Genomic DNA, 12308 nt, shown 5'->3' on the forward strand with positions numbered 1-12308 from the left:
ACATCGGCCGCTTCGCCCCCTCGCCCACCGGCCCGCTGCATATCGGTTCGCTGATCGCCGCGGTCGGCAGCTACCTGGAGGCGCGCAGCCGCGGCGGCCGCTGGCTGCTGCGGATGGAAGACCTGGACACGCCGCGCATCGTGCCCGGCGCCGCTGCCGGCATCCTCGCCACGCTGGAGCGCTTCGGCTTCGAATGGGATGGCGGCATCGTCTACCAGGACCAGCGCCGCGCGGCCTACGCCGCCGCCCTCGAACGCCTGCAGGCCGAGGGCCTAGCCTTCCCCTGCGCCTGCACCCGCCGCGAACTGGCGGACTCCGCTCTCGCCCGCGACGGCTCCCACCGTTACCCCGGCACCTGCCGCAACGGCCTGCCACCCGGGCGACAAGCGCGGGCCTGGCGGGTACGCGCCGAAGGTGTGGTGAGTTTCGACGACCGCATCCAGGGACCGCAGCTGGAAGATCTGGCGCGGGACGTGGGCGACTTCGTGGTGCTGCGCGCCGATAGGCTGCATGCCTACCAGCTCGCGGTGGTGGTGGACGACGCCGAGGCCGGCGTCACCGACGTGGTGCGCGGCGCCGACCTGCTGGACTCCACCGGCCGCCAGATCCACCTGCAGCAGGCCTTGGGCATCCCCACCCCGACCTACGCCCACCTACCGGTGGCGACCAACGCCGCCGGCGAGAAACTCTCCAAGCAGACCCTGGCCAGCGCGGTGGCGGAACAGCCGCCTGCGGCCGCGCTGCTGGCCGCCCTGCGCTTTCTCGGCCAGAATCCTCCCCCTGCGCTGGCCGGCGCGCCGACACGGGAAATCTGGCAATGGGCGCTGCCCAACTGGCAGCTGGCCGCCGTACCCCGCTCGCGGCACGCCCCCTCGCCGCAACCCTGACAAGGACCACCTCACCATGATCGACGACATCGCCGGCCTGCGCCGGGTACTGCAGCAGACCCGCAGCATCGCGGTGGTCGGGCTGTCCGCCAACTGGCACCGTCCCAGCTTCTTCGCCGCCAAGTACATGCAGGACCGCGGCTACACCATCATCCCGGTGAATCCCGCCTACACCGAAGTGCTGGGGCAGAAGTGCTACCCCAGCCTGCGTGAGCTGCCGATGAAGGTGGACATGGTGGATGTGTTCCGCAAGCCGGAAGAAGTCCCGGCCATCGCCGACGACGCCATCGCCATCGGCGCCCGCACGCTGTGGCTGCAACTGGGCGTGATCGCGCCCGAGGCGGCGGCCAAGGCGGAAGCCGCCGGGCTGGAGGTGGTCATGGACCGTTGCGTGAAGATCGAATACGCCCGCCTGTTCGGCGGCCTCAACCTGGTGGGCGTGAATACCGGCGTGATCTCCGCCCGCCGCCCGGCGCCGCCGGCCGCGCGCTGAAGCCCTTCGCCCGCGGCCGGCAGGACACGGCGCCAGCCGCGCGCTCCCACACCCTTCTCTGGGCGCAGCAGCCCTGGCTGCCGCCGGCTCAGCCGCGCCTTCCGTACCCGGCCACGCCTATCGCCAGCCGCGCCCCCTGGTAGGCCAGCCAGCAGGCGATGCGCCGCAGCAGCGGCAGCTTGCGCCAGTCCTCGGTGCGCAGTTCCTGCGCCCCCTCCTCGATCGCGCGGAAGATGCTGTCGCGCAGCCGGCGGGAGAACGCACCGTCCTCGACGACGACGTTGGCCTCGCGCGCCAGCAGCAGGCTGAAGGGGTCGATGTTGCTGGAGCCCACCGTCGCCCAGTAGCCATCCACCACCGCCACCTTGGCGTGCAGGTAGCTGCGGTGGTACTCGAACAGGCGGATGCCGCGATCCAGGAAGAAGGGATACAGCGCGCGGGTGGCATGGGCCTGGAAAGGGTGGTCCGACAGGCCCTGCAGCAGCAGGGTGACGCGCACACCGCGGGTGGCGGCCTCCACCAGCGCCTGGCGGAAGCGGCGGCCCGGCAGGAAGTAGGCGCAGGCGATGACGATCTCCTCGCCCGCCAGCGCGATGGCGGAGAGATAGGCCTCCTCGATGTCGTGCCGGTGGCGCAGGTTGTCCCGGATCAGGAAGGCCGCGCGCAGCTCGCCGACCGCACGCCCGTCCGGCAGCGCCCGCATCGGCGACAGCAGCCGGCGGCGGAAGCTGGCCCAGGACACCAGCCGCCACAGGTCGTGCGCCGCCTGGCAGATGGGCACCAGCAGTGGCCCTTCCACCTTCACCGTGTAGTCGTAGCGCGGATGCGGCGGCCCGCCGACCTCGAAATCCTCGATGACATTGATGCCGCCGACGAAGGCGAGCCGGCCATCCACCACCACCAGCTTGCGGTGCATGCGCCGCAGCCGGTGGCGGCGGAGGGAGAACAGCTTCAACTCGCGGCGGAACACCAGCACCTTGACACCGTCGGCCACCAGCCCGGGCATCAGGTCGCGGACGAAATCCCGCCCGCCGAAGCCATCCACCACCACGTGCACCGCCACGCCGCGCCGCGCCGCCCGCGACAGCGCGGCGGCGATGCGGCGGCCGGTGAGGTCCGGGCAGAAGATGTAGCTTTCCAGGAAGACCTCGGTGCGCGCCTCGTCCAGCGCGGCCTCCAGCTCGGGGAAATAGGCCTGGCCGGTTTCCAGCAGCGCGATGGCGTTGCCCGCGATGAAAGCGGTCAAGACCTCAGCTCCAGGTCCGCCGTCAGCGCCGCGTGGTCGGAGATGCGCGACCAGGGCTGGCCGAAATGCACCTTGGCCTGCTTCACGTCGAAGCCGCGCACATAGATGCGGTCCAGCCGGAACAACGGCAGCGCGCTGGGGAAGCTGCGCGCCGGCACGCCGGTGGCGCTGAAGGCTTCGACCACGCCGAGGCGGCGGCACAGCAGATCGTCCGCATGGTTGCGCCAGTCGTTGAAATCGCCGGCGATGATCATCGGCGCGCCATCGGCCGCCAGCCGTTCCATGCGCAGCGCCAGCGCCTCCATCTGCCGCCGCCGGCTGCCGGCCATCAGCCCGAGGTGCACACAGACGCAGTGCAGCGTCTGCGCCATGCCCGGCAGCTTCACCTCGCAGTGCAGCAGGCCGCGGCGCTCGAAGCGGTGATCGGAAACGTCCTGGTTGTCGGAGGACAGGATCTGGTGGCGGCTGAGGATGGCGTTGCCGTGGTGGCCGTGGTCATACACCGCGTTGCCGCCGTAGGCGGTCTGCGTCCATACGTCGGCGGCGAGGAACTCGTGCTGCGGATCGGAAGGCCAGTCGGCATGGCGGCGGGAGTGCCGCAGGTTCAGGCCCTGCACTTCCTGCAGGAAGACCAGATCCACGTCCAGCGTGCGCAAGCGCTCGCGCAGGTCGTGCACCACCATGCGGCGGTTGAACTGGGAAAACCCCTTGTGGATGTTGTAGGTGCAGATGCGAAGTACCGGATCCCTGTCCGCGCTCTTCTCCGCGGCGGTCGCGCTCATGACCATCTCCCTTGCATCGTTGCTCCCAAGCGTGTGCCTGAACGCCTATTTTGTCCGGGCCGGCGCCAGCGGGGCAACTCAGGTGGCAGCTCCGGTGGCAGCGGAGGCTGGCAATAAGATGATCGCCCTCGCGCCGCCTTCCGGCCGGTTCTCCAGCCACACCCTGCCGCCGTGCGCCTCGATGCAGGAGCGGGCGATGGCCAGGCCGAGGCCGACACCGCCGGCTTCGCGGTTGCGCCCGCGGTCCGGCCGGGCGAAGGGCTCGAACGCCTTGTCCAGCCATTCCTCCGGAATGCCGGGCCCGTCGTCGTCCACCAGGATGCGCAGCGCGCCCGACGCCGGCGGCTCCAGTCGCAGGCGGGCACGCTTGCCGTAGCGCACCGCGTTGTCCGCCAGGTTGCCCACCGCCCGCGCCAGCGCCACCGGCCTGCAGCGGTAGGGCAGCGAGGCGGGAACCTCCCAGCAAACGTCATGCCCCAACGCCGCGCGCTCGCTGCCGGCGCGGGCCACCAGTTCGGACAGGTCCACCTCGACGGTGGTTTCGCGCACGCTGTCGTCGCGGGCGAAGTGCAGGGTCTCCTCCACCATGGCGCGCATCTCGTCCAGCGTGCGCGTCATCGCCCCGCGCAGACCGGGGTCGTTCACCATCTCGACGCGCAGGCGCAGCGAGGTGATGGGAGTGCGGAAATCGTGGCTGATGGCGGCGATCATGCGGGTGCGATCGGCGACGAAGCGGCTCAGCCGCTCCTGCATGGTGTTGAAGGCGGCGGTGACTTCGCGCAGCTCCTTGGGGCCGCGCACCGGCAGCGCCACCACCTGCTCGCCGCGGCTGATCTGCTCCGCCGCCTGCGCCAGCGCGCGCACCGGCCGCAGCAGGCGGCGAGCGAACAGGAAGATCACCAGCAGCACCGGCAGCACGCTGACCGGCACCGAGAACCCCAGCGGTCGCCACCAGGAAGTGCGCACCGCCGGCCACAGCTTGGCCGACAGCACCCGCCCGTCCGGCAGCGCCGACTCCACGGTGAGGCTGGTGGCATGCGCGGTGGCTGCCGCCGGGCGGGCCAGCGGCGAATTCTCCGGCCGCTCTTGCTGCAGATGCACCGCGACCGCCGCCGCGCTGCCGGCGTGGAGCAGGCGGGTGACGGAGGCTGCCAGCTCCGCTTCGTCCCCGTCCATCTCCGCCCCCGCCAGCGCCGGCGCCGGCAGCAGGCTGAAACGGGCGTCCTGCGCGCCCAGCGCGGCGAGCAAGGCCTGGGGGTCGCAACCGCCACAGGCCTGCATCGCCCGGTAAGCGGCGGCATAGCGTTCAAGGATCTGCCGCAGGCTCAGCGGGTGCATCGCGCCTCCACCCAGGCCGCTGATGGGCAGGGCGATGAGATGGGCGGCGACCACGCCGGAGAGGAGCAGGCCGACGAGTTGCCCCGCCAGCGTGCGCGGCAGCAGTTTCACGCCTGCAGTCGCCGCACGTCGGCCGACAGCAGATAGCCATCGCCCCAGGCGGTACGCAGCAGCCGGGGGTGGCGGGAATCGTCTTCCAGCTTCTTGCGCAGGCGGCTGACCTGGCTATCTATGCTGCGGTCGAATACCGGCGTGTCGCTGCCGCGGATGAGGTCCAGCAGGCGCTCACGGCTGAGCACGGTGTTGGGGTGCTCCACCAGCGCCTGCAGCAGGCGGAACTCGGCCGCGCCCAGTTGCACCGCGCGGCCGCCTTCGCCGTACAGCTCCCGCCGCCCCACGTCCAGCACCCAGCGGCCAAAGCCATAGCGGCGCACGCCATCGCGCGGGGCTTGCATCGCCTCCGGCTGGGCCATGCGCAGGCGGCGCAGCACGCCGCGGATGCGCGCCACAAGCTCGCGCGGTTCGAAGGGCTTGACCATGTAGTCGTCGGCGCCCATTTCCAGGCCGGCCACCCGGTCGGCGGTATCGGCCATCGCCGTCAACAAGATGACCGGGGTACGCAGATGCTCATGCACCCAGCGGCACAGGGAGAGACCATCCTCGCCCGGCAGCATCACGTCCAGCACGATCAGATCGAAGCGGCTGCGCGCCAGTGCGTTACGCATGCCGGCGCCATCGGCCGCCACCGTCACCTCCAGGTTGTAGCGGCTCAGGTAGGCAGCCAGCGGCTCGCGGATGTCCTCATGGTCGTCCACCACCAGGATGCGTACCGAATCACTCATCGAAGTCCTCGCACCGGCGCCACAAAGCGCCACATCTCGGCAAATTTTCTCAATATTAAATGAGTATTGTTATCAATTGAAAGCGGATCCCAGTCGCTGCCCGGGGGCTCATGCCCGGGCGCCGCCACAAACACGATGCTCATGGAGAAGTTTGCAATGTCGGTAGCCTCCCCGTTCCGGCCGACGCCGGTCGCCCTCGCCCTCAGCCTCGCCTTTGTCTCGCTCTCCCCCGCCCGCGCCCAGCAGGGGAGCGACGCCGCGCAAGGCGCTGACACCACGCTTGCCGAAGTCCAGGTGCTGGGCACCGCGGAAGAAACGCTGAAGCAGGCGCCCGGCGTTTCCGTCATCACCGCCGAAGACATCGAGAAGCGGCCGCCAGCCAACGACCTTTCCGACATCATCCGTCGCATGCCGGGCGTGAATCTCACCGGCAACAGCTCCACCGGTGCCCGCGGCAACAACCGCCAGATCGACCTGCGCGGCATGGGACCGGAGAACACGCTGATCCTGATCGACGGCAAGCCCGTGACCTCGCGCAACTCGGTGCGCTACAGCCGCAACGGCGAGCGCGACACCCGCGGCGACTCCAACTGGGTGCCGGCGGAAGAAGTGGCCAGCATCGAGGTCATCCGCGGCCCGGCGGCGGCGCGCTATGGCTCCGGCGCCGCCGGCGGCGTGGTGAACATCATCACCAAGGGCATTCCGGAAGAACTGCGCGGCTCGGTGACGCTGTATACCAACCAGCCGGAGGATACGGACGAGGGCGACACCAGGCGGGTGAACTTCAGCACCAGCGGACCCATCAACGAGCAGTTCGGCTTCCGCGTCTATGGCAACTACAACAAGACCGACAGCGACGAGCCGGACATCAACGTGGCGGATACCGCCAGCGGCGCCAGCACCGCAGCCGGCCGCGAAGGCGTGGTCAACAAGGACATCAACGCCATGCTGCGATGGAAGCCGGTGGCCAGCCAGACGCTGGACTTCGAGTATGGCTACTCCCGCCAGGGCAACATCTACGCCGGCGACACCAACCTGGGCTCCAGCGCCACCGACGAAGGCGCCGCCACCGGCAGCAACCCGGCCTCCTTCCTCGGCAAGGAGACCAACACCATGACCCGCCGCACCTACTCGATCTCGCACAAGGGCGACTGGTCCTTCGGCAAGTCCAGTGCCTACTTCCAGTACGAGAACACCAAGAACCGGCGGCTGGGCGAAGGGGCCGCCGGCGGTGGCGAAGGCAACATCAACACCGGCGAGAAATTCACCAGCGAGCTGGACGGCTACACCCTGAACGGCCAGGTGGACATTCCCTTCACCCTGGGTGTGAGCCAGGTACTGACCGCAGGCGTGGAGTGGAACCGCCAGGAACTGGACGACCCGCGCTCCATCCAGAATGCGGTCGCTGGCGGCATCACCTGGCCCGGCGTGGTGCCCGCCAGCCAGCGCGCCACCGACATCGACGCCACCATCACCTCCTTCTTCGTCGAGGACAACATCGAGCTGACCTCGGACCTGATCCTCACGCCCGGCGTGCGCCTGGACCACCATAGCGAGTTCGGCAACAACTGGAGCCCGGCGCTGAACGCTTCCTACATGATCACGCCGGAAGTCACGCTGAAGGGCGGCGTCGCCCGGGCCTTCAAGGCGCCCAACCTGTACCAGATGAATCCCAACTATCTGTACAGCACCATGGGCAACGGTTGCCCGGTGGGCTTCAGCAACCCCTGCTACGTGCTCGGCAACGAGGACCTGGACCCGGAAATCAGCGTCAATAAGGAAATCGGCATCAACTACACCCACAAGGGCTGGAACGTGGGCCTGACCTATTTCCACAACAAGTACGACAACAAGATCACCTCCGGCATGACCAACCTGAACACCAGCGGGGCACTCACCGGCAGCGTGCTGCAGTGGGAGAACGCCACCAACGCGGTGATCGCCGGCTACGAAGGCAATCTGCTGGTGCCGCTGTCGCCCACCCTCAACTGGAGCACCAACTTCACCTACATGCAGCGCAACAAGGACCAGGACGGCCAGCCGCTGTCCATCATCCCGAAGTACACGGTGAACACCACGCTGGACTGGCAGCCTACCGACGCGCTGTCCTTCGTCGTCACCGGCACCTTCTACGGCGAGCAGAAGCCGCGTACCAGCGCAGCCAGTACCGGCACCGCGGTCACCGACCCCGAAGCGCTGGAAACCCGTTCGCCGTACAACCTGTGGGGCATCAGCGCCGGCTACAACTTCAGCAAGATGTGGAAGGGCCGCGTCGGCATCAGCAACCTGTTCGACAAGCGCCTGTACCGCGAAGGCAACGGCAGCTCCGCCGGCGCCAACACCTACAACGAGCCCGGCCGCGCTTACTACGCCACCCTCACCGCTTCGTTCTGATGACCGCCCCGCGAACCTCCGGCGCCAAGTCAAGGCGCCGGCCCGAACCGTCCGGCCCCGCCGGGCGGTCTTCCCTTTTCAGCGCCCCGACCATGCGACGCACGCTCACTGCCCAGATCCTGTCCCTCGCCCTGCTGGCCTTCGCCGCGCTGCTGCCCGCCGTCACCCATGCCCAGCCGCGACTCGAAGCCTCCGCCGCCCCCAACATCGTCGCCACCGGCTCCGCGCACTACCTGTTCGACACCCTCAAGCTCGACTCCGCCGACGGCGAGCGCCGCTACCGGGTGGTGATCGCCCGCCCGCGCACGGCAGCGCCGGCCCAGGGCTACCCGGCGGTCTATCTGCTGGACGGCAACGCCGCCGTCGAAGCGCTCAACGACACCCTGTTGGGCGAACTTGCCGCCACCAACCCACCGGTGATCGTCGCCATCGGCTACGACACGCCGCAGCGCTTCGACGTCGTCGCCCGCGCCTACGACTACACCCCGCAGCTGGCGGGCGAAACGCCGCAGGCCGATCCGCTGGACCCGAAACGCAGGAATGGCGGCGCAGCCGATTTCCTCGACTTCATCGAGCAGCGGATCAAGCCGGAGGTCGCCGCCCGCGTGCCGGTGGACGCCACACGCCAGGGGCTGTGGGGCCACTCCTACGGCGGCCTGTTCGTGTTCTACACCCTGCTCACCCGCCCGCAAGCCTTCGCTGCCTATGCCGCCGCCAGCCCGGCGCTGTGGTGGCGCGACGGCAACCTGATCCTGGGCCGCGACGAGGATTACGCCCGCAGCCTGGCCGGCCGGCACGCCCGGCTGCTGGTGCTGCGCGGCGACAGCGAAGGCCGAACCACGCGCCCGGACGCCCCGCCGGGAGCGACGCCCGAGCGCATCGCGCAACGCAGCCGCGCCACCGGAACGCTGCCACCGGACGCCCTGCCCGCCCTCACCGCCCGTCTCGGCGAACTACCGGGAGTGGAGACCGCCTTCCAGGAATTCCCGGGCCTGGACCACGGCCCGATGTTCCCCGCCTCCATCGGCCCAAGCCTGCGCTGGATGAGCGCTCCCGCCCGCCCATGAGCACGCCCATGAGCACGCCCCTCAAGGACGGCTACCAGACCGGCCTGCCCTACCCGGCCTACTTCCACCGCGAACTCACGCCCGGCTGGCTGGCCGCCACCGTCACCGCCCTCGGCCACCGCACGCCTCCGCTCTCCGGCCCCTACACCTGGTGCGAGCTGGGCTGCGGCCCCGGGCTGACGACGCTGATCGCCGCCGCGGGCAATCCGGCAGGCACTTTCTACGGCGTGGATTTCGACGCCGCGGCCATCGCCCATGCCCGTGCGCTGGCGGCCGAAAGCGGCCTGAGCAATGCGCACTTCCTGCAGATGAGCTTTGCCGAACTGGTGGAGGCCGACGGCAACCCGCTGCCACTGCTGGATTTCGTCGTGCTGCACGGCGTGTTGTCCTGGATCTCCGCCGCCAACCGGCAAGCGGTAATGCGCATCATCGAAGGCCGGCTCAAACCCGGCGGCATCGCCTGCCTCGCCTACATGAGCCAGCCGGGCAGCGCGCCGATGATGGCAATGCAGCGCGTTCTGCAGCGCAGCGCCGAACTTGCCGGCGTCGCTCCCGGCCTGGACTCCGGCCTGTCATTGCTGCGCGGACTGCGCGACGGCGGCGCCGGCCAGTTCGCGGTGGTCCCGGAGCTGGGCCGGCAACTGGACCAGGTCGTGCGCCACACGCCAGGCTATCTGGCGCACGAATTCCTCGGCGAACACTGGGAGCCGCTGCATGTGGCCGACATGCTCAAGGCCGCGGGCAGCGCCGGCTGCAGCTTCCTCGGCAGCGCCACGCCGCTGGAGAACATCGACGCAGTCTCCCTGCCCGGCGGCACCCAGGCCGCCATCGGCGCCATCGCCGATACCGCGCTGCGCGAAACCGCGAAGGACATCGCCCGCAACCAGACCCTGCGCCGCGACATCTACCAGCGTGGCCCACAGCCGCTGAGCCTCGCCGAGCACCGCGCCGTCATCGAAGCCCAGCGCATGCGCGCCCTGCCCGGCGCGCCGCCTCAAGGCGCGTTGCGCTTCGACACCCGCATCGGCCCGGTGGACGGGCCGGCGGAAATGTTCTCGCCGCTGCTGCAAGCCCTGGCCGACGGCGAGGCGAAGCGCTTCGGCGATCTGCTGCAGCTGCCGGCCTACCGCAACGGCCGTGGCGGCCTGCTGAACCAGGCCTGCCAGATGCTGTACTGGGCGGGGCACCTGCACCCCTGCGCCGGCACAACGCCTGATCCCACAACGGCCCAGGCACTCAACCGCGTGATCCTGCGGGCGGTGGCAAACGGTGGCGATTACCCGGCACTGGCCGCTCCCGCCATCGCCTCCGGCATTCCGGCCGACCGCGACATGCTGCTGGCCGCACAGGCGTGGCTGAACCCGGCCTCGGCCAGCGAAGATGCTGCCTCTGGCGAGGCGGCGGCACGCATGACGCGTTTCATGCGCGAAGCCCTGCCTGCGTGGCAGCGGCTTGGGGTGCTGCCGCAGGTCCCCTGATCCCCTCCAGAAAAGAAAAAGCCCGGCAATGCCGGGCTCTTCATCCGCTTCCGCTGCGCACAGGAAAGGCTCAGGACACTGCCAGCATCCGCTCCAGCGCGATCTTGGCCAGCGCGGCTTCGTGTTCCGGCACCACGATGTGATTCACCACATTGCCATCCGCCAGGTTCTCCAGCGTCCAGGCCAGATGTTGCGGGTCGATGCGCTGCATGGTGGAACACATGCAGACGGTGGGCGCCATGAACTGCACGATCTTGCCCTGCGGCTTCATCTCTTCCGCCAGCCGGTTCACCAGGTTCAACTCCGTGCCGACCAGCCAGCGGGTGTTGGCCGGCGCGGCGGTGATGACGTTGATGATGTATTCGGTGGAGCCGACGAAGTCCGAATTGCGGCAGACGTCCAGGCTGCTTTCCGGGTGGGAGATCACCATGCCGTCCGGATGCTGCATGCGCCAGCGGCGGATGTGGCTCTCCTGAAACATCTGGTGCACCGAGCAGTGGCCCTTCCACAGCAGGATCCTGGCGTTGCGGATCTGCTCCGGCGTCAGGCCGCCGTACTCCTGGTCCGGGTCCCACACCACCATCTGCTCCAGCGGAATGCCCTTCTTGAAGCCGGTCCAGCGGCCCAGGTGCTGGTCGGGGAAGAACAGCACTTTCTCACGCTGGGCGAAGGCCCAGTCGAGAATGGTGGGAGCGTTGGTGGAGGTGCACACGATGCCGCCGTGCTCGCCGCAGAAGGCCTTCAAGTCGGCGGCGGAGTTGATGTAGGTCACCGGCGTGATCAACGCGTCCGGCGCGTCCAGCACTTCCGCCAGCTCGCGCCAGCAGCGCTCCACCTTGGCGAGGTTGGCCATGTCGGCCATCGAACAGCCGGCGGCGAGGTCGGGCAGGATGGCCTTCTGCGTCGGCCGCGACATGATGTCCGCCACTTCGGCCATGAAATGCACGCCGCAGAAGACGATGAATTCGGCGTCGGTCTGCGAGGCCAGCCGCGACAGCTTGAGCGAGTCACCGGTCAGGTCGGCATGCTGATAAACGTCCGCGCGCTGGTAGTGGTGGCACAGCAGCACCGCACGCTCGCCCAGCCGGGCGCGGGCGGCACGGATGCGCTCCTGCGCCTCCTCATCTTGAAGCACGTTGAATCGATCGAAACTAATGGGGGCCACTTGCATGGTGCTGACTCGCTGAAGAGGAGGTGATTCAGGCTGCCGCCGCAGCCGGGGGTTCCCGGCGCCGCGCTCAGCCCTGCTGCCAGGGCAGGCCGGCATGACGCCAGCCGCCGATGTGGTTGCGCTGGCCGTTGGCATCCTTGTCGCCTTCGAAGCCTTCGAGGATGTTGTAGCAGTTGCTGTAACCGGCGCCGACCGCCGCCTTCGACGCTGCGTCCGAGCGACCGCCGGAGCGGCACAGGAACATCACCAGCGCCTCCGGATCCACCGCTTGGCGCAGCTGGTTGAGAAAAGCCGGATTCGGCTGGCTGCCCGGCCAGGTCAGCCATTCGATCTCCACCGCGCCGGGCACACGCCCGACCCAGTCCCACTCCGCCCGGGTACGCACATCCACCAGCTTGGCCCCCGGCGCCAGCTGCCAGACCTGATAGGCCTCGGCCGGCGTCAGCGCGCCTTCATAGGGCAGATTCAGATCGCTGGCCCGCTGGCGGGCAAGCGCAAGCAGCTCGGAAAGGGTTCCCATGTTCGGCATCCGGCTAGAATGGCGTGAATCTCGAAGTATATCCGCTCACTCCCCCACTGCGCCCTCCCCGCCATGCCCGCCTCCCCGAGC

Annotated in this window: 12 protein-coding genes; 5 read left to right on the forward strand and 7 right to left on the reverse strand. The window is 69.1% G+C overall.

Features of this window, described 5'->3' with window-relative positions; all coding sequences use genetic code 11:
- Positions 1-2: 2 nt before the first annotated feature.
- The gene (gene gluQRS / locus GRF61_RS20805) at positions 3-887 is read left to right on the forward strand and encodes a tRNA glutamyl-Q(34) synthetase GluQRS (protein WP_169152535.1); all 885 of its coding nucleotides are present in this window, start codon (positions 3-5) and stop codon (positions 885-887) included.
- 16 nt (positions 888-903) lie between these two features.
- The gene (locus GRF61_RS20810; RefSeq protein ID WP_211166121.1) at positions 904-1380 is read left to right on the forward strand and encodes a CoA-binding protein; all 477 of its coding nucleotides are present in this window, start codon (positions 904-906) and stop codon (positions 1378-1380) included.
- Between the two features lie 88 nt (positions 1381-1468).
- On the opposite strand, the gene clsB is transcribed toward GRF61_RS20810, so the two are convergent.
- The 5 genes from clsB to GRF61_RS20835 form a co-directional block, all read right to left on the reverse strand.
- Entirely contained in the window at positions 1469-2626 is a 1158-nt protein-coding gene (gene clsB / locus GRF61_RS20815) for a cardiolipin synthase ClsB (protein WP_169152536.1), read from the reverse strand.
- Entirely contained in the window at positions 2623-3408 is a 786-nt protein-coding gene (locus GRF61_RS20820) for an endonuclease/exonuclease/phosphatase family protein (RefSeq protein ID WP_169152537.1), read from the reverse strand. The genes clsB and GRF61_RS20820 overlap by 4 nt, the downstream gene beginning before the upstream one ends.
- A gap of 78 nt (positions 3409-3486) precedes the next feature.
- On the reverse strand, positions 3487-4857 hold the full coding sequence (locus GRF61_RS20825; RefSeq protein ID WP_211166122.1) for an ATP-binding protein: 1371 nt from the start codon (positions 4855-4857) through the stop codon (positions 3487-3489).
- On the reverse strand, positions 4854-5588 hold the full coding sequence (locus GRF61_RS20830) for a response regulator (protein ID WP_169152538.1): 735 nt from the start codon (positions 5586-5588) through the stop codon (positions 4854-4856). The genes GRF61_RS20825 and GRF61_RS20830 overlap by 4 nt, the downstream gene beginning before the upstream one ends.
- On the reverse strand, positions 5585-5731 hold the full coding sequence (locus GRF61_RS20835; RefSeq protein ID WP_169152539.1) for a hypothetical protein: 147 nt from the start codon (positions 5729-5731) through the stop codon (positions 5585-5587). The genes GRF61_RS20830 and GRF61_RS20835 overlap by 4 nt, the downstream gene beginning before the upstream one ends.
- Before the next feature lie 13 nt (positions 5732-5744).
- On the opposite strand from GRF61_RS20835, the gene GRF61_RS20840 reads away from it, so the two are divergent.
- The 3 genes from GRF61_RS20840 to GRF61_RS20850 all read left to right on the forward strand — a co-directional run bounded on the left by GRF61_RS20840 (position 5745) and on the right by GRF61_RS20850 (position 10527).
- The gene (locus GRF61_RS20840) at positions 5745-7982 is read left to right on the forward strand and encodes a FepA family TonB-dependent siderophore receptor (RefSeq protein ID WP_169152540.1); all 2238 of its coding nucleotides are present in this window, start codon (positions 5745-5747) and stop codon (positions 7980-7982) included.
- Positions 7983-8074: 92 nt separating this feature from the next.
- A complete protein-coding gene (locus GRF61_RS20845) occupies positions 8075-9049 on the forward strand; it encodes an alpha/beta hydrolase-fold protein (protein WP_169152541.1) in 975 nt (324 codons plus the stop codon).
- An 8-nt stretch (positions 9050-9057) separates the two neighbouring features.
- Positions 9058-10527 (forward strand): class I SAM-dependent methyltransferase, encoded by a 1470-nt coding sequence (locus GRF61_RS20850; protein WP_169152542.1) that lies wholly within the window; start codon positions 9058-9060, stop codon positions 10525-10527.
- 70 nt (positions 10528-10597) lie between these two features.
- Here GRF61_RS20850 and nadA read toward each other — a convergent pair whose 3' ends face one another.
- Positions 10598-11698 (reverse strand): quinolinate synthase NadA, encoded by a 1101-nt coding sequence (gene nadA, locus GRF61_RS20855; RefSeq protein ID WP_169152543.1) that lies wholly within the window; start codon positions 11696-11698, stop codon positions 10598-10600.
- A gap of 67 nt (positions 11699-11765) precedes the next feature.
- Positions 11766-12218 (reverse strand): rhodanese-like domain-containing protein, encoded by a 453-nt coding sequence (locus GRF61_RS20860; RefSeq protein ID WP_169152544.1) that lies wholly within the window; start codon positions 12216-12218, stop codon positions 11766-11768.
- Between the last annotated feature and the right edge of the window lie 90 nt (positions 12219-12308).

It is taken from the genome of Azoarcus sp. TTM-91, from assembly GCF_012911025.1.
Lineage (GTDB): Bacteria > Pseudomonadota > Gammaproteobacteria > Burkholderiales > Rhodocyclaceae > Azoarcus.